General features: G+C 65.6%; 13 protein-coding genes and 2 tRNA genes. 4 read left to right on the forward strand and 11 right to left on the reverse strand.

Going from position 1 to position 17,956, the window contains the following annotated elements:
- The first annotated feature begins 272 nt into the window (after positions 1-272).
- Complete coding sequence (locus G5C50_RS07150) at positions 273-1,778, forward strand: succinate CoA transferase (RefSeq protein WP_165067033.1); 1,506 nt, start codon at positions 273-275, stop codon at positions 1,776-1,778.
- A gap of 59 nt (positions 1,779-1,837) precedes the next feature.
- On the opposite strand, the gene G5C50_RS07155 is transcribed toward G5C50_RS07150, so the two are convergent.
- Positions 1,838-3,364 carry a sigma-54-dependent transcriptional regulator gene (locus G5C50_RS07155; protein ID WP_165067036.1) on the reverse strand — a complete coding sequence of 509 codons (1,527 nt, stop codon included), beginning with the start codon at positions 3,362-3,364 and terminating at the stop codon, positions 1,838-1,840.
- A gap of 235 nt (positions 3,365-3,599) precedes the next feature.
- On the reverse strand, positions 3,600-4,484 hold the full coding sequence (gene xerC, locus G5C50_RS07160; protein ID WP_165067039.1) for a tyrosine recombinase XerC: 885 nt from the start codon (positions 4,482-4,484) through the stop codon (positions 3,600-3,602).
- Between the two features lie 286 nt (positions 4,485-4,770).
- Here xerC and G5C50_RS07165 point away from each other — a divergent pair.
- From G5C50_RS07165 to G5C50_RS07175, 3 genes are all read left to right on the forward strand, one after another.
- Positions 4,771-4,843: transfer RNA gene (locus tag G5C50_RS07165), tRNA-Met, on the forward strand.
- A gap of 222 nt (positions 4,844-5,065) precedes the next feature.
- Positions 5,066-5,530, forward strand: coding sequence for an acyl-CoA thioesterase (locus tag G5C50_RS07170; RefSeq protein ID WP_165067041.1), 465 nt, complete (start codon positions 5,066-5,068; stop codon positions 5,528-5,530).
- Between the two features lie 50 nt (positions 5,531-5,580).
- Positions 5,581-8,013 carry an RNA polymerase sigma factor gene (locus G5C50_RS07175; RefSeq protein ID WP_165067044.1) on the forward strand — a complete coding sequence of 811 codons (2,433 nt, stop codon included), beginning with the start codon at positions 5,581-5,583 and terminating at the stop codon, positions 8,011-8,013.
- Positions 8,014-8,026: 13 nt separating this feature from the next.
- On the opposite strand, the gene G5C50_RS07180 is transcribed toward G5C50_RS07175, so the two are convergent.
- The 9 genes from G5C50_RS07180 to G5C50_RS07220 form a co-directional block, all read right to left on the reverse strand.
- Positions 8,027-8,653, reverse strand: coding sequence for a tetratricopeptide repeat protein (locus G5C50_RS07180; protein WP_165067047.1), 627 nt, complete (start codon positions 8,651-8,653; stop codon positions 8,027-8,029).
- Between the two features lie 103 nt (positions 8,654-8,756).
- Entirely contained in the window at positions 8,757-9,479 is a 723-nt protein-coding gene (gene rpiA, locus G5C50_RS07185; protein ID WP_165067049.1) for a ribose-5-phosphate isomerase RpiA, read from the reverse strand.
- Between the two features lie 161 nt (positions 9,480-9,640).
- Entirely contained in the window at positions 9,641-10,264 is a 624-nt protein-coding gene (ycaC, locus tag G5C50_RS07190; protein ID WP_165067052.1) for an isochorismate family cysteine hydrolase YcaC, read from the reverse strand.
- 118 nt (positions 10,265-10,382) lie between these two features.
- Positions 10,383-11,444: an SWIM zinc finger family protein gene (locus G5C50_RS07195; RefSeq protein ID WP_165067054.1), complete on the reverse strand. Its 1,062-nt coding sequence runs from the start codon at positions 11,442-11,444 to the stop codon at positions 10,383-10,385.
- A 31-nt stretch (positions 11,445-11,475) separates the two neighbouring features.
- Positions 11,476-14,151, reverse strand: coding sequence for a DEAD/DEAH box helicase (locus G5C50_RS07200; RefSeq protein WP_165067057.1), 2,676 nt, complete (start codon positions 14,149-14,151; stop codon positions 11,476-11,478).
- Between the two features lie 54 nt (positions 14,152-14,205).
- Positions 14,206-14,279: transfer RNA gene (locus tag G5C50_RS07205), tRNA-Pro, on the reverse strand.
- A gap of 77 nt (positions 14,280-14,356) precedes the next feature.
- A complete protein-coding gene (locus tag G5C50_RS07210) occupies positions 14,357-15,148 on the reverse strand; it encodes a histidine kinase (protein WP_165067060.1) in 792 nt (263 codons plus the stop codon).
- A 341-nt stretch (positions 15,149-15,489) separates the two neighbouring features.
- Positions 15,490-16,368, reverse strand: coding sequence for a ParB/RepB/Spo0J family partition protein (locus tag G5C50_RS07215; protein ID WP_165067063.1), 879 nt, complete (start codon positions 16,366-16,368; stop codon positions 15,490-15,492).
- On the reverse strand, positions 16,361-17,107 hold the full coding sequence (locus G5C50_RS07220; RefSeq protein WP_165067066.1) for a ParA family protein: 747 nt from the start codon (positions 17,105-17,107) through the stop codon (positions 16,361-16,363). The genes G5C50_RS07215 and G5C50_RS07220 overlap by 8 nt, the downstream gene beginning before the upstream one ends.
- Positions 17,108-17,956: the final 849 nt, after the last annotated feature.

The raw sequence follows: 17,956 nt of genomic DNA on the forward strand, positions 1-17,956 counted from the left end.
GGCGGCGGCCCAGAGGTCGCCGCCGTCGTGCGTTTCCGGGGTTCGTCCTTGCATGGAATAGCCGATCGGCGACAATGGAAGTCCTGGAGGGTCGGCTCTGGGGAACCGGCTTTTCGATCCCTCCGCGCTCTCGATGACTTCTCGATCGACGCCTCCGCCCAGTTCGAGCGGACGCGAACCGTCGATCTCCGCCCTGCATCCCACAGGGTTCCCCCGCTGACGAATAGGGGATGCGCCGGGGCTCATCGACCACAGAAAGTCCGAGTCCTCCGATGGGAAGAGCCTTTCCGACCCTCACCGCCGAAGACGCGGCGGAGTTGATCCCTCACGGCTCCTTGGTGGGGGTCAGCGGCTTCACGCCCGCCGGCTCCCCGAAGGTCGTGCCAGCCGCCCTGGCCGCGCGAGCCAAAAAACTGCACGCCGAGGGCCAGCCGTTTCAGGTCCGGCTCCTCTCGGGCGCCTCGACCGGGCCGATGTGCGACGACGCCCTCGCCGAGGCCGAGGCGATCAGTTGGCGGGCGCCCTACATGACGTCCGCCCCGTTCCGCAAGCTGGCCAACTCGGGGAAGGTCGACTTCATCGACATGCACCTGTCGCACGTTGCGCAGGTGACCGCGGGGGGCTTTCTCGGCCAGATGGACGTCGCGATCGTCGAGGCCGTCGAGGTCACTCCGCAGGGGCGGGTGTTCCTCACCACGGGCATCGGCAACACGCCGACGTTCCTGGAGCAGGCAAGCCGAGTCATCATCGAGCGGAACGCTTACCACTCGCCCAGGATCTCCGAACTGGCCGACATCTACACCCTGCCGAGGCCTCCTCATCGCGATCCGATCCCGATCTACGACCCGCTCGACCGGATCGGCAAACGGTACGCGGACGTCGATCCCCGTAAAATCGTGGGGATCGTCGACAGCGACCAGGCCGACGGCGGCCGGGCGTTCTCGGCGGTCGACGCGACGAGCCGGGCGATCGGCGAGCACGTCTGCCGCTTCCTGTTGAACGAGATGGCCGCCGGCCGGATTCCGGCCGGATTCCTTCCGCTTCAAAGCGGCGTCGGCAACGTCTGCAACGCCGTGATGGCCTCGTTCTCGTCAAACCCCGACTTCCCCCGGTTCAAGCTCTACACCGAGGTCCTCCAGGATACGGTGGTCGACCTGATCACCTCGGGCTCGGTCGTGGGGGCGAGCACCTGCTCACTGAGCCTGACCGACGAGAAGCTCCAGTTCGTCTACGACCACTTCGAAGACTTCGCCGATCGGATCGTCCTTCGTCCTCAGGAGATCTCCAACAACCCCGAGGTCTCGCGACGGCTGGGCGTCATCGCCACGAACACGGCGATCGAGGTCGACATCTACGGCCACGTCAACTCCACGCACTTCTTCGGCACGCAGATGATGAACGGCATCGGGGGGAGCGGCGACTTCGAGCGTAACGCCTACCTCTCCATCTTCATGTGCCCGTCGTTCGCCAAGGGGGGGAAGGTGTCGACCATCGTCCCCATGTGCACCCACGTCGACCACAGCGAGCACTCGGTCCAGGTCGTCGTGACTGAGCAGGGCGTCGCCGATCTTCGCGGGTTGGCTCCGATGGCCCGCGCCCGCGCGATCATCGACAACTGCGCCCACCCCGCCTATCGGGACTATCTTCACCGCTACATCGAATCCGCACCGATGGGGCACCTTCGACACGATATGAAGCGGTGCTTCGAGCTGGTGAACAACTATCTGGAGTCCGGACAGATGCTCCCAGATCTGGACCTTAAACAGTTCGGCGCCTGAGGCGAATCGTCCAAGAAGAAGGATGAGAAGGGGGAGGCTTGTGGGTCGACCGACGAGCGTCAGTCGACCCACATCGGCTCGTCGACGAGCAGCCCGTACTTCTTCATCTTCTTGTAGAGCGTGGTCCGGTTGATGTCGAGCATCCGGGCCGTCTCCTGGCGGTTCCAGTTCAGGGCCTGAAGGGCCTGGATGATGATCTGCTTCTCGGGCTCCTCAAGGGCCTCCTTGAGAGGACGAATCCCCATCGGGAGGTGAGGGCGGGAAGCGTTGGCGCGAGCGGCGCGGGCGCCGCGATGAGGATTGAGGATCGGCCCAAGATGGGTGGCGGTGATCCGCGTCCCGTGGCAGAGGACCACGGCCCGCTGAACGACCCCCTGAAGCTCGCGAACGTTCCCCGGCCAGTCGTGACGCCGGAGCACCTCGATGGCGTCCCGCGAGAAGCCGACGACCTGACGGTCGAACTGGCGGGCGAATCGCGCCCGGAAATGCTCGGCGAGCAGTTCCACGTCCTCGCCGCGGTGCCGAAGCGGAGGCGCGGTCAGACTGACGGAGCTGATGCGGTGGAAGAGATCCTGGCGGAATCTCCCCTGGTCGACGAGCCCGGCGAGATCCTCGCTGGTCGAAAGCACGAGCCGAGCCTGGCCCTGATTGCGACGATCGCCTCCGGAGCGGCCGGACGCGGCCTCCATGTCCTGAAGCTGGATTTCTCGCAGAAGCTGGAGCTGCAGCCCGGGATCCAGGGCCCCGACCTCCGCGATGTAGAGTGTGCCGCCGACCGCCCGAGAAAGCTTCGAGGCCCATTCGGCTCCCAGATCGCGACGAGTGGAAGTGGGGTCGTCGAGCCCGGCGGCCTCGCTCAACTCGGCCGCATGGATGGCGACGAACGGTCGATCACCCGGCGTCCCCCGGTGGAGCCACCGAGCCAACTCCGACTTTCCGGTCCCAGGCTCCCCCTGGATCAGAACCGTCGCCGACGATCCCGCCAGCGCGGTGGCCAGCCCCAAAATCTGCCTTAGGCCCGGGTCAACCCCGATCAGGTTGGACTCGCGAACGAGATCCGTCGGCGGAAGAGCAGGCGCCTGAGACGTCAGAACCTCCTGCGTCGCGATCGGCGGGGGCTCCGCGACGGCCGGCGACGGGGTCCAGTCCGAAAACGTCGGAGCCGACGCGGTCCGGTTCGTCGCCTCGGACGCGACCGGAACGGCCGCGGGCTTCGAGGCGTTCGCCTTCTCCAAAGCCTGTTGCACGGCGGCCCGGAGTTCGGCGGCCGGGGCCGGATACCTCAGAACCGCGGCTCCCAACCGCATCGCTTCTTTCGCTCGATCGGGATGGATCCGGGGGAACATCAGCACGACGGCCGCATGCCCATGCTTGCGGCGGACGTAATTCAGCAGTTCCAGACAGTCCGAATCAGCCGGGTCGACGCTCGCAAGCACGAGATCGACCGATTCGCGCTCAAGCAGACGCACCGCCGCACGATCGTTCGGCGCCTCGTCGATGACGTGCCCCAACGACTTAAGCATGGAGGTCAACAAGGCCAGGCCGCTGGAGTCCGGGCAGACGATCAAGATTCTTGACTTATACATACGGATGCCTTCTCTGGTTGTCGCGTCCTAGCGGAAGACCCTGTCCGACGTCCACGAAGGGAACCGCCGGGCGAGCGCCTCAATGCGGCCGTTCGCCCTGCCGTCGTGCCGGAAACCAACGAGCAGAATCGATTTGCATCGTCGATACCGTGAAGGGAATCGCATGTCCCTCTGAATGAACGAGTACGCCACTAATGATGCGTCGTCAAAGCCTCGCCTCCCGAAAACCACATCGTCAGGCGCGCGGATGTGCTTCTTGGTAAACGTCCAGGATTCTCTCCTGAGTCACGTGGGTGTAGATCTGGGTCGTCGTGAGGTTGCGATGGCCTAGCAATTCCTGGACGCTTCGAAGGTCGGCGCCTCGATCGAGCAGGTGTGTTGCAAAGCTATGACGCAATGTGTGGGGGCTGGCCTCGCTCCGAATTCCGGCGCGGGCAAGATGATCCTCCAAGAGTCGGCCGACGCTTCGCGAGGTCAGCCGATCACCGTAGCGGTTCAAAAAGACGGCTCGCTCCGAACCCGAACTTGGGGCTCTGGACGCGAGGTGCAGCCGAATCCAATACGCGGCCATCGACCCAACCGGACAGAGGCGTTCTCGCTTTCCTTTGCCCCGGACTCGAATCAGCTCCTCGTCGAGGTCCAGGTCTTCCAGGTCGAGTCCTACCACCTCGCTTACTCGCAGACCGCCGCCATAGAGCGTCTCGAACATCGCTCGATCGCGCCTTCCCAGGGCGTCGGCCACGGGAATCGAGTCCAGCAGGCGGACCACTTCTTCCACTCTTAGTAGTTTGGGGAGCCGTTTGGGTTGCTTGGGATTGCGGAGCGAGGCGGCCGGGTCGGTCGCGACCTCGCCGCCGCGACGAAGGTAGCGGAAGTACGAGCGCAGGCTCGCCAATCGTCGCGCCACCGTCGACGCCGCATAACCTTGCCCGGTCAGCCATGCGGAATACCGCCGCAGCCTCCGGGCGTCGATGGTCGTCGCGTCTTCCCCCACTCCTCCCGTCTCCTCGAGAAACCGCTCAAACTGAACCATGTCATCCTCGTAGCACCGCAGCGTGTGCTCCGACGACTGACGCTCCACCCGAAGATGCTCCAGGAACGATTGGATCGAAGCTCTCACGGCCCCCCCCTCCGACAAGGCTCCTCAGGTTCGATACGGCCCCGCAAGCGAGCCTCCCTTAGTTTCGGCTCGCCTCCAGGGAGACCGTCTCCCCTTTCCACAGTCTCATCGGTTCCCAGAGTCCAGGGGTCGACAAGCTCGCACTGACTTAATCCGTTAAACGCTCTGTTCTTACATCTTTCGGCGACGCCCGCTCATGCGCCGAGGTCAGGCGGTGTCGCAAGAAATTCTGGAAAAGGGGGGGGTGGGGGGTTCCATCAGCTACCAGCGTCGGATAGTATCCAAGTGCGCCGTGGAGCAGCGGCTAGCTCGCCAGGCTCATAACCTGGAGGTCGTAGGTTCGATTCCTACCGGCGCAACTCAGTCACTCCCCCTTTTCCCACCTCGCGGTAAAACGTCTTCGAGTCTTTCGCCCTCCGGGCGATCGAAGCCGAACCAACCGCTTCATCCGGCACTGTCGACGCTTCTTCGATGGCCGTCGAGCGTTGCGACGTGTTTCGGATCTTGCTAGAGTCGAACCCTAGACCGCGGCCGGACGCGATCCAGGCTCGCAGTGATCGACAATTTGGGATGGGATTCGCATGGCACCTTCGGATCCGCACGACGCCGAGACGGTGACCCACCGCCTCGTCTTGCCCCGCGACGCCAATCATCACGGAACGCTCTACGCCGGGTCGCTCCTGTCGCTCGCCTTGGAAGCCGGATACTCCACGGCCTACCGCGCGGCGGGCCTCGACGCCAATCTCGTCCTCAAACGCGTACTTGACCTCCGGTGCTACGTCCCGGTTCCGATCGGTCGCGTGATCCAGATCCGGGGTCGCCAGATCCATCGCGGAACGGCGCAAATCGTCGTCGCTCTCTGGGGGCCACCCCTCAGCGACAAAGCGCCGCCGTGGATGGACGGTGTCATGCAATTTGTACATGTGGATCTCGAAGGTCGTCCGGAACCGCTGGCCGAGGGACCTTATGAGCACCACGAGGAACTTGGCCATCCCTGGCACCGTCTCCGCGAGCGAACGCGAAAGCTCCTACATGTGCGTCGATGACGTGTCGGGTCGACCTCTTACATCCGACTGATTGACCCAAGCATCCAAGGTTGCTCCCGTCATTCCTACGCAGCATATACGAAACCGGGACACGCCGCTTAATTATTTTTTGCGACGCCCCCCAGCCCTTTACTGAGGAGAGACGGCGGCGTTTCGGCGAGAAAATTCGGAGAACGCCGTATCCGAATCGCGTCTGCGTGCAGTACTCGTCGGTCATCCAGTCGACGGGAGGGAGCGGAATGACGCGAACCGCAGCGTCTCAGGGGCGCGAACACGCGAAGTTGTTCGAGCGGTTGTTCGACGAGGGATCGGCGCTGGGGCTGACCGAGGCTCAGCTCGTGGACCGGTTCGCGGCCAATCGCGATGAATCGGCGTTCGCGGCGTTGGTCGACCGTCACGGACCGATGGTCCTGGGCGTCTGCCGGCGGTTCCTTCGAGATCCAAACGACGTCGACGACGCGTTTCAGGCGGTCTTCCTGATCCTCGCCCGCAAGGCGGCCGGGCTGAGGGAGAAGGAGTTGCTGGCGAACTGGCTCTACGGCGTCGCCTGCCGCGTGGCGATCCGCTCCCGGGCGACGGCCGCTCGAAGGGCGGTCGGCGATCCTGGCGATCGGCTCGAAACCGATGCCAGGAAGCCGACAGCCGTCCCTCCCGCCGAGATCCTCGCCCGCCTTGAGGACGAAGCGAGGCTGCATGAGGAAGTCGGCCGGCTGCCGACGCGCTATCGCGCGCCGGTGGTGGCCTGCTACTTCGAGGGCAAGACGCACGAGGAAGCCGCCGCCTCTCTCGGCTGCCCGGTGGGGACGGTCAAAGGCCGATTAGCCCGCGCCCGCGACCTGCTCCGGCGTCGGCTGGAGCGGCGCGGGGTCGTCGCGCCGGCCGCGTTGGTATCAGCGACGTTGGCCGCGACCGACCTCCGCGCCGCCGTCCCCCCCGCCCTGGCGGCGCAGGCGGTGGCAACCTCCCTCGCCCTGACCGTCACCCCCGCCGCCTGGATGACTGCCGCGGCGCTTTCGACCCCGGCTCGTTCTCTGGCTCAAGGAGTCATCCAGGCCATGTTATATTCGCACTTGAAGGTGATCTCGATCCCCACGCTCCTGCTCGGATCCGCCCTCGTCGGCGGGGCCAGCCTGGCCGCGCCATGGCAGGAAGGCGTCGCTACGAAGGACGAGAAGACTTCGCCGATCGTCAGAGCGATCGAGAAGCCTCCGGCCCCCTCTCAGCCTGGCGAATTGGGACCGGAGGACGTTCTGGAACGGATCAACCAGGCGGCGCTGAGGTACAGGCGATCCATTGAGGACGCGGAACTGGACGGAGCCGACGCACTCAGCAATGGCGACGCAAGGGTTCAGCCCGAGCTTTCGACAATCCTGGAGCGCCATCGTCACCGACTCGACCAGATCATCAAGGATGTGCAGGCGACGGTCGCCCCCGACGAACCTTCGCGAAGCCTCCTCGCCTTACTCGCCGGCTTTCTGGCCCGCGAGCCGCAAACCAACCATCCGGACCCGGGCCGCATCAGGCGCATTACCACGGAAACGATGGTCGCGCTCAACGGTACTTATAACGAATTCCGGCGCGCGATCGATTGGGCCCGCGAGGACGACCAGGAGGCCAAGGATCCAGCCGTTCGCGCGAAGGCTGCGGAACGCTACGTGATGCGGATCAAGATGATCATCGGAAAGCCCTCAGAATCGGCGCCCAATGACGAGGCTGCGTCAGGACTTATCAAAGCCTACGCAGACTACCTCATGCACTTCATCACCATCGACGAGAAAACCGCCTTCAAACGGATTCTCACCGCCAACGAAGCGCGAGGACGCTCGAAAGTCGGTGCCGTCACCAAGTCTGAGGGACCGGATCAGGCCCAATCGACGACCCCGCAGTCCCCTAAGCCCGTGGCGGACCAACCCGCCTCTCAGCCTCAATCAACCCCCGTGACGAACGACGCCGATGGGGGTGGGGGTTTCGGAGGCGGCGGCGGTTTCGGCGGACCCGGTCCGGACCAGATCCGCCAGGATATCGCCGGCCTCGCCGCGATGATCGGCAAGGTGGACGAGGATCCCGCGTCGGCAGCCGTGCGGGGGGCCCTCAACCTGCCAGCCACGTTGAGGGCGGGAGCGGGCTCGACGCTCGGGTCGTTGCTCAACCAGATCAAGAAATCTCAATTCGCCGAGGGAAAGAAGATCCCGGTCTACGTCGACCCGGTGGGACTTGAGGACGCCAACGCAACGCTCGATTCGCCGGTGTCGATCGACCTGGAGGACGTGCCGCTGCGGTTCTCGCTGCGGGTGGTCCTCAAGCAGCTCGGCCTGGCGTATTGCGTCCGCGACGGCGTCCTGATCATCAGCTCGATCGAGGGGATCCAGCAGGAGCTCCTCGAAGCGGAGAAGGAGATGATCGGGCTCCATCCCGACAAGGTGATCATCACGCCGAATGGACCGACCTTGCAGGGGATGGGCCGACCCGGCGGGATGATGTGAGAGCCCGGTCGGCTCAGACCGCCGTGGGCGTCGGCTTGCGGCAGCGAGAGCCTCGACAACGCATCGCCTGGAGGACGTCGCGGAGCGCCTGCTTGGCCGGTAGGTATCGCGGGTCGAGCCGCAGGGCTTCCTCGAAGCATCGGGCCGCCTCTTCAGGGCGGTCGAGGGCGCGGAGAACCAGGCCCAGGTTCAGGAACGCCTCGTCGCGGCAGCCGCGTTCGCAGGTCGTCGCGGCGCGATGGGCGGCCTCGGCCTCGTCGAGCTTGCCGGCCTGGGCCAGCACGCCGCCGAGGTAGATGCGCGCCCCGGCCTCGTCCGGCGCGGTGTCGATCGCCCGGCGATACCAGGAGGCGGCTGTTTCGTAATCACCGCGAGCCTTGTGGAGATGACCCATCTCGGCCAGCGGGATCCAGAGTCGATCCGTCGGGCAGAGCGCCGTCGCTCGACGGATGGCCTCCTCAGCCTCGTCGTATCGGGCCAGCGCGATCAGCGCGGTGCCCAGCAGCTTCCACGCCGGGCCGCATTCCGGGTGGCGGGACGTCAACTCACGGGCCCGCGCCACGGTCAGGGCCGGCATGTCGGCCCGGTGCGCGGCGCGGAGGCGGTTCCAGCGGGCTTGAATCCACGTCGTCGGCTTCATCGGAATCGCTCCTGGTGCGGGCCTCGGCCCTTCGCGTGATACCAGGAGGATGATCAGCACGACTCGCCGTGCGATTTCAGCAATCCCGAGGAACCACCGAGATTCAGGCGCAACCCGTCCAACGGCGGGCTCGGGTGACGATCTGCTCGGCGCCCTCGGGGCGGCCGATGACCAGCACGTCGCAGAGCCCCAGGAAGAGGCCCGTCTCGAAGACGCCGACGACCGCCTTGAGGCCGGCTTCGAGCGTCTCCGGGTCGGCCAGCGCCGGGAATCCGCAGTCGATGATCACGTTGCCGCCGTCGGTGACGAAGATCATTCCCTCAGGCGTACGCCGGAGGGTCGTCGTCGCACCCAGCTTCTTGAGACGCTGCTCGACGTGCCGGTGGCCCAGGCGGCTCACCTCGACCGGGACGGGCATCTCGGCTCCAAGCCGCGACACGACTTTCTCCGGTGAGACGATTGTGACCCGCCGCTTGGCGATGCAGGCGACGAGCTTCTCGCGCAGAAGGGCCCCGCCCCGCCCCTTGATCATGCGGTATTGCGGGTCGATCTCGTCGGCTCCGTCGATGTTCAGATCGACGGAGGGAACGTCGTCGACGTCGCGCAGCGGGATGCCGACCTCGCGGGCCAACTCCGCCGTGGAGACGCTTGTGGGGACGCCGACGAACTCCAGGCCTTCCTCGGCCACGCGTTCGCCCAACCGTTTCACCATCAGGGCGGCCGTTGAGCCCGACCCCAAACCGACGATCATCCCGGGCTCAACCAGACCAGCGGCGCTCCTTGCCGCGTGGGCCTTCGCCACGTCCGCTTCCAGTGTCACGCTCATCACGCCTTCAAGGTGGGAGGCTCCGCGCCGGACGTTCCGCACGCGTCCGACGCTCGCAAGGCAAGTCGACCGACCCGATGAAGCGATCCATTAGAACGGTTTTCGTCGCCTGCCGCCACCCGCCAAGCCGGCGCTTCGGGAGGAGCCCTGCGGATCGACCGTCATTTCCGGGCGTCGTAGCTGCTGATTAAGTTGGCGTAGCTGGGAAGATGCTTGGCGAAGAGGGCCGCCAGGCCGGCGACGTCGTTCCGCCAGTCGCGGTGCAGTTCGCAGGCGACGCCGAACCACGTCATGAGCTGAACGCCGGCCGCCTGCATCCGCGCCCAGGCGGCATCTCGGGTCGTCTTGTTGAACGTCCCGGATGCGTCGGCCACGACGAAGACGTCGAACCCTTCCTCGATCGCCGAGAGCGCGGGGAAGGCCACGCAGACCTCGGTGACCACCCCCGCGATGATCAGCTGCCTCTTCCCCGTGTCCTTGATCGCCTTGACGAAGTCGGCGTTGTCCCAGGCGTTGATCTGTCCCGGGCGGGCGATGTACGGGGCCTCCGGGAAGAGGGCCTTGATCTCGGGCATGAGCGGCCCGTTCGGCCCGTCCTCGAAGCTGGTCGTCAGGATGGTGGGGAGGTTGAAGTACTTTGCCGAGTTCGCCAGCGCCAGGACGATGTTCTTGAAGTCGTGGGTCGAGTAGTCGCGGACGAGGTTGCACAACCCCGACTGGTGATCGACCAGCAGGACGGCGGCGTCGTTCTTGTCGAGTCGGCGGTACTTGAACGCCTCGCTCATGGGAAGCTTCCTTTCGGCTGAATGCAGCGATCGAGAACCGTAAGAGCGTACTGAAACGGCTCTCCATCCGCAAACTGGGCGACGACGATCGAGGAGCAGTCGGGCCCTAACCGTCAGCCTATTTCTTCCTGGCTGCCGCCTTTGACTTCGGCTGCTTAGGCGACGTCGGCTTTTTCGCAGCCGGTGTCTTTGCAGCAGCCGCCTTCGCCTTCGCAGTCGCCGCATCGACCTTTTTCACGGTCGCCCGCTTTGGCGCAGTCGCCGGCTTCGACGCGGTCGGCGACTCCTTCGCGACGGTCGCCTTGGATTTCTTCGCGCTCTTGCGGCTGGCTGCCGTCGAGCCCGCAGCCTGGCCCTGGCCGGACTTCACCGAAGCGGCGGGGGCTTTCTTCGCGGGCTCCGCCGCCTTGGCGCTCTTCTTCTTCGGAGCTCGGGCGGCGGGCTTGATTGCGACGGGACTCACAGGCGCCGCGTCGTCGATCTCGATGCCGAAGATGGAACCCAGATCGTCCGCCGCAATCGTCGGCGAACCGCCCTCGGAAGCCGTCGGCGAGGCGGGGAGAGCCTGTTCGATCAACTCCTCATGGTTCACACCGCGAAGAACGAAGAGCAGTTCCGGCGACGCGTCGAGGCGGTTGCCGACGCCATACATCACGGCGGCGACGTGCTTGCACATCCGGGCGCCGTCTGGGCAACTGCACGACAGCTTGATGTCGCTCGGTGCGGGAAAGAGCCCTTCCTTCGGGTCGGTCGCCAGGGCCATCACATCCTTGGAGAGCTTCCCCTGGAGCAGCTCGACGAGCGAGCCGATCGCGCCGCTGCATCGCTTCTTGAAGGCTTCCCATCGAGCCTTCGGCAGCGGGGCGACCTCGATCTTGAGGGTGTACAACTCCGACCCGCTGACCAGCGCCGTGATCTTCCCTTCGGCGATCTGGAGGTCGACGACCGATCCGTTGCGGACGTAGGTCCGCCCCCGAGGCAGCCGATTCGCGTAGTCGCTGTATCGCTCCAGGTTCGTGCACCACGACAGGCCCCAGAAGCTCTTGGCGATCTTCTGGCCCTCGACGACGACTGGAGAGATTTTCTGTCCGGCCTTGCGACGCTTCTCGACCTCGCGCGCCGCCTGGACACGTCGCTGGGCCACGGGGACGTAGGGTTTGTAGTCGTAGTACCAACCCATGGGCCGCCTCACGGCTGAAGTTGTCGTCGGGTCAGCCCTCCGCCGCTCGCGAAAGGTCCAACGCGACGAATCGAAGCAGCGTATCATTGTCCATTTCCGTCAGCAACATTTCACTCGAGCCGTCGCCGCCCACGAGTTCCTCCGCCACGCGGCTCTTGGACGCGATCATCTCGTCGATCCGCTCCTCGACCGTCCCCCGGCAGACGAACTTGTGGACGAGCACGTTCCGCTTCTGGCCGATCCGGAAGGCCCGGTCGGTCGCCTGGTTCTCGACGGCCGGATTCCACCAGCGGTCGAAGTGGATCACGTGCGAGGCCGCCGTCAGGTTCAGTCCGGTTCCGCCCGCCTTCAGCGAGAGCACGAAGAACGGCGGCCCGTCCTCGCGCTGGAACTGATCGACGAGTTCCTTCCGCTTCTTGACGGGGGTGCCGCCGTGGAGGATCAGTCCGGTGCGGCCGAAGGTCCGCGCGAGAGCCTCGGCAAGGGGTTCGGTGATCTCGCGGAACTGGGTGAAGACCAGCACCTTCTCCTGCCGGGACGCGATCTCCTCGGCGATCTCGGCCAGCCGGTGGAATTTGCCGCTGCGGTCGGGGTCGTAGTCGGCCGAGCCCGTCGCCTGGGCGGGGTGGTTGCAGATCTGCTTCAGCCGCATCAGTTGGGACAGGACCAGTCCGCGGCGGTCGATGCCTTCCTCGATCGTGTCGAGTTGGTGAGCCAGGTCGTCGACCGCGTGCTGATAGAGAACCGCCTGGTGCTTGCTGAGCGAGCAATAGGCGTTGACCTCGGTCTTGTCGGGAAGGTCGGCGATCACCCGCTTATCGGTCTTCAGCCGCCGCAGGATATACGGCTGGACGAGGTCCCGCAGAGGCTCGAAGGAAGGCGTCGGTCCGGACTGAAGAGCCTTGACGAAGGAGGCGAACCGCTTCGCCGGGCCAAGCAAACCGGGGTTGAGGAAGTCGAACAACGACCAGAGGTCGGACGGTCGGTTCTCGACCGGGGTGCCCGTCATGGCGATCCGGGCGTCGGCGGTCAGCTCCTTCACGGCCCTCGTCTGCTTCGCCCCCGAGTTCTTGACCGCCTGGGCCTCGTCGAGGATCGCCAGCCGCCAGCGATGCTTGCGCAGCCATTCCGTGCGGACGAGCATGCCGTAGGTCGTCATCACCAGGTCGTGCGTATCGGCCTGGTCAGGCTCGATCGCGGCCTCCGAAGGATGGACGACCGCGAACGTCAGGCTCGGCGCGAACTTCGCCAACTCCGACTTCCAGTTCGCGATCAACGAGGCAGGCACGACGAGCAGGCTGGCGCGACTCTCGGCGTCGCGCTTCAGGTCGAGCAACAGCGAGATCACCTGGACCGTTTTGCCGAGCCCCATATCATCGGCGAGGCAGGCCCCAAGTCCCAGGCGAGTCGTGAACCGGAGCCAACCGTAGCCCGCCCTCTGATAGGGCCGCAGTTGCGCCTGGAGGCCGGGGGGAGCCGTCTCTCCCTCCGCCTCGGGCGATCGCAGCCGTTGGAGCGTCTCCTCCAGGACAGGACCGGGGGTCAGGCCCGACCACTCGCGAACGCCCTCCTTGGCGGCCTCCGGATCCCCGCGGGTGAGATCGGCCCCGGAGAGGAGCCGCATCCCCTCGAAGAAGGTGAGCCCTCCACGCTGCACGTCACGTTCAACGCCCTTCCAGTGCTCCAGGGCTTGATTGATCTTCTCTCGGTCGACCTCGACCCACTTCCCGCGCAGGGGGACCAGGCCGCCCGTGGATTCGAGCAGGGCGGCGATCTCGCGTGGGTCGAGCGACTCGCCGTCGAGACTCATCCCAATCGAGAAGTCCATCAGGGCGTCGACGCCGACCCTGGCGGAGTCCTTCACGTCGACCTTGACGTTCACCGTCGGCCGAGGGGGCTTGCGGGCGTTCCACCAGTCGGGAACCCGCACGATCAGCCCGCTCGACTCGAACAACGGGACGGCCTTGAGGAACTCATAGGCCGATCGCGCGGGCCAGGCGAGCGGCCGATAGACGTCGCCCGATTCGACCAGGCGGCGGACGAACGGAGACGCCTCGGCGGCCTTCGACACCGGGATCAAGAGCTTCAGCATGGCCTCGCGGTTGCGTTCCCCGGCGTACTGCTGAAGCGCCCGGCTGAGGGGCTCGTGCTTGACCTTCCCCTGGGGCGTCAGGCCGTTGGCGAACGTCGCCAGAAAGGCGAAGGGATAGTCAGGATCGCGTTTGTGCTCCGCCAGGTGGAACGTCACCCGGCCAACGGTCCGCCAATGAGGGTTGCGTTCTCGAAGGAACTCCTGCACGCCGCCGGGTCGCTTCGCACTCTCGGCTCGGGCCAGCGCATCGAGATCCCGCCACCAGCCTGCGACCGCCTCGACGTTCAGGTACTCGAGCCCGGTCATCGGCGGAGCCCGCCGGACCACGCCGTCGAGATCGCCCATCGGTGGAGGGACTTCGGGAGCAGCTTCCCCCCCATCGGCAATAGCGACCCGCACCAACTCGGCCAGATAAAGCCGACCAATGGAACGAGCGAAGTCATACGCCGGCGGCAGCGCGGCGTCGGTCTCATCGCCTGCGGACTGCAGCATCCCCTCTGCAGCGCTGATTTTATAGGCGTCTAGCAGCCGCTTGCTGAGGCCGCGAGCCGAGGACCCGTCCGAGGTTTCGCGAAGGAGAAGATGCCCCTGAGGCGAGATCGTCAGGTCGAACACCGTGGACCTACCCCCTGAGCGTCGCGGATCGGACCAAGGGGGTCTTGAAACGAGTCGGGGCGGTGGGATTCGAACCCACGGCCTCCTGCTCCCAAAGCAGGCGCGCTGCCAGGCTGCGCTACGCCCCGTGACGTTGAGCGAAAGGCATCGTATGCCGAGCGGGGGGCGACGGTCAAGGGAGGGTCTGATCGCCGGGGATGGAGACTCAGCCGAGGGTGGGCGTCAGCGGCGAGTGGGCGGTGGGGACGAAGCCGGCCCCAGAGGGCGCCGCGGGCTCGGAGACGGCCTGAGGCCACCAGAAGTACGCCTCGACGTCGGCGCCAGGCGTCCAGGAAAGCCGGCCGTGATGCTCGACGATCACCCGAGCCAACAGCGGCAGGGACAACGACCGAGTGGTGGCGGACAACGCCGCATGGGGGGGAGTGGGAATTGCGGGCTCGGGTGGAGCTGCAGAACCAGATGCTTCCTTCCAGGTCACCTGGAAGCGGCCGCCGGACGTCGACCACGAGAGGACCGCCCCGCCCCCCGGACGGAGCAGCGAAGCTCGCCAGGCGATGAAGCCGTCCAGCGCTGACGCGAGCCGCATGGCGTCAAACTCCCCGGCCGACTCGCGCGACGGCGGCTCGATCGTCAGCGTCAAACCCCGGCGTTCAAAAAGCCCACGCCAGGTCTCTCGACGCTCGTCCACCATCGCACGAAACGGCTGGCGGACGAGGGTGAGCGACATCGTCCGGTAGATCGCCTGGATCACGTCGAACAACCGCTCTACCTCGGTGTAGGTCAGGCTCAGCTCTTCCCAACGCTCCGGCATCGGACCGGTCGCCGCCCGCTTCGTCAGATAAAAGCCCATCTTCATGCTGTTGAGCATGTTGCGGCAGCGATGGTTGAACCCGCTGAGCGCCTGCCGCAGCGGTTCGAGCTGTCCTTCGTCGATGAACCGCAGCAGGGAGCCGCTCAATCCGCCGTCCGCCGATCCATCACGCGGGAGTTGCGACATCGGGTATGGCACCTATGCGTCGAGAAGCATCCATCGAAACACGCCGGATCGCAGCCTATTATGGCAATGCATAAAGCCTCGCCGCAAGGCTGTGAGATACCGACTCGGTGGGGCGTCCGGCCCACTTCGCAAGGGGTTTGGCGAGATCAAAGCAAATCGGGTGCCGATTCTGAAGGCTTTCGACAGTGTCGGCCTTCATGTGCCTTTCACGAGAACGGAAGAGGGGCGAAGGATCTTCTGGGAAAGATCCCCGCCCCCCGGTTAGACGCATACTGAGATTCTCGAAATCAGGAGGATCTCTGCGCAAATGGGAAGACCGCCGCGCATGCGCGGGGAAGGCTTCAGCCGCCCCGGATGAGCGAGGAGACGCGGTCGAACTCCTCCTGGGAGTTGTAGTCGATGATGAACTGGCCCTTCTGGGGGGTTCGGGAACGAATCAAGACCGCCGTGCCGAACCGCTGATGGAGCTGCTGCTCCAGCTCCAGGAGATGCGGGGACTTTTCGACGTGGGCCGAGTCCTTGCGGATGCGGGTTTTGGCCGGGGTCGGGACGCCGGTGGCGACGAGGGCCTCGGTCTGGCGGACAGAGAGACGCTCGGCGATGACCCGTCGGAGGCCGGCGACCTGGCTCTCGGCGTCGGGCAAGCCCAGCAGGGCTCGGGCGTGCCCTTGTGTGATCTCGTTGTCGCGAACCGCGTTGAGGACCTCTTCCGGAAGGTCCAGCAGGCGGATCAGGTTGGAGATCGTGGAGCGGTCCAGCCCGAGTCGGCTGGCGAGCTCCTCCTGAGTGCCGCCGTAACGCGAGAGGTACTCGCGGAAGGCGGTCGCCTTGTCGACGGCGTTGAGATCCTCGCGCTGGAGGTTCTCAACCATGGCCAGTTCGAAGACCCGCTGGTCGTCCAGCTCCATCACCCGGGCGGGGATGTCGTGGACCTGGGCCTCGATGCTGGCGCGGAGCCGACGCTCGCCGGCGATGAGCTGGTAACGGTCGCCGACGGCCCGCACGAGGATCGGCTGGAGGATCCCGTGCTGGCGGATCGAGTCCGCGAGGGTGGCCAGTTCGGCGGGGGCGAAGTGGCGTCGGGGCTGGTACGGATTCGGGTCGATCTGGTCCACGGCGACGTGGAGCAGCTCCGACTCCTCCAGCGACCCGGGCTCGAATCCCCCTTCTTCGCGTCCCAAGAGGGCCTCGAGTCCACGTCCCAGGCGTCGTTTATTCACGGTCGATGACCTCCATGACAAGTTCCGTGTAGGCCCTGGCGCCCCGGGCCCTCGGGGCGTAGTCGAGGACGCTCAGCCCGTGGCTGGGCGCCTCGCTGATTTGCACGTCGCGGGGGATGAGCGAGTCGAACACCGTCTCCTCGAAGTATCCCTTGACCTCCCCCACGACCTCGTTCGCCAGGTCGAGCGCCGGGTCGTACATGGTCAGCACGATCCCGCCGATCTCCAGGCGGTGGTTGTCCTTGGCCTTGGTCTGGCGAGCCAGCTCGATGATCTGGGAGAGCCCTTCCATCGCGAAGTACTCGCACTGGATCGGGATGTAGATCTCGGCCGAGGCCCCCAGCGACGCCCGGGTCAACTGGCCCAGCGACGGCGGGCAGTCGATCAGGACGTAGTCGAACTTCCCAAGCTCTCCGTTGAGTTGCTGGCGGAGCGTCGACGCCCGCTGGCGGTTCGAGGCCGAGAGCGCGTCGGCGTCGGCGAGGCTCTGCGAGCCCGGCAGCACGTAGAGGTTCGCCTGGGAGGTCTCGGCGACCGACTCGGCCAGAGGCTTGCCCGCCAGCAGCGGATGCCTCTGCGCCGGCTCCACGCCGAGGCCGCTCGTGGCGTTGCACTGGGGGTCGACGTCGATCACCAGCGCGGACCTTCCCGACTTCGCCAGCCCGGCCGCGATATTGATGGCCGTGGTCGTCTTCCCCACGCCCCCCTTTTGATTGGCCACGCTGATGATCTTGGCCATGAAACCACCGCCCTCCCTGACGTCCCCGCGGTTCCACCTACGCGGATTCATCGGCTCGCGCCGGCGGAAACTCGAACCGTCCCGTCCGCGGGAGGAAGTTCCCTCAAGCGATGTTCGCGTCGGGCAAACAAGGCAAGATCGACCGGCGTCCGCAACCCCCTGGGCGTCAATCAAACCGCCATTGTCAAACCTCACTCGACCTGCCTACTTCGCCCATGCATCCAGATCAACAAGCCCGTCAGGAGCCAGAACTGCCGGATGTCTCACAAGCCGCATCCGGCCTGGCTCGCCCCTGCAGGGGACTCCCCGCCCCATCACCCCACGACCATTCCGTCACTCATCGCGGCCGGCTTCGATTGGCTCCGTTCGCCACGGTCGACGAATCAATTCGATCGACGCAAACTCCATTCCTGATTACTGTTGAGTCCGATATCCGTCACCCCCGATTGGCTTCCTTCGGTGGATTCTCTTTCGACGGCGGTTCGTTCGGGCCCACTCGCGGCAGCCCGTTGATTCGCCCACACACACCGTCCGCCGAATTGTCAGAGAGCCGCTCTATCAAACACCGTGGCCCCAGATCGCGATTCCTGGTCGAGAATTCTGCATCCCGCACGAACGATTCTCGGCGGCCGATCGGAAAACGACGATCAGACCGATTCCCCGCCCGCGCCGAGCTTCGACGCAGCCCGGAGCGGACGTCGCGAGGCCTCCCTTGGTATCTGGCCAACGAGTGCCGCCTCAGGCGCGGATCCTGGCTCGCATGATCCCTGCGCTGGCCGCTGAGACGCTTTCACCTTCACCTCCGCGAGCGGCTGCGACTTCCTCGGGTGTTGATGACGGGCGTCGTGA

The organism is Paludisphaera rhizosphaerae, from assembly GCF_011065895.1.
Classification (GTDB): Bacteria; Planctomycetota; Planctomycetia; order Isosphaerales; family Isosphaeraceae; genus Paludisphaera; species Paludisphaera rhizosphaerae.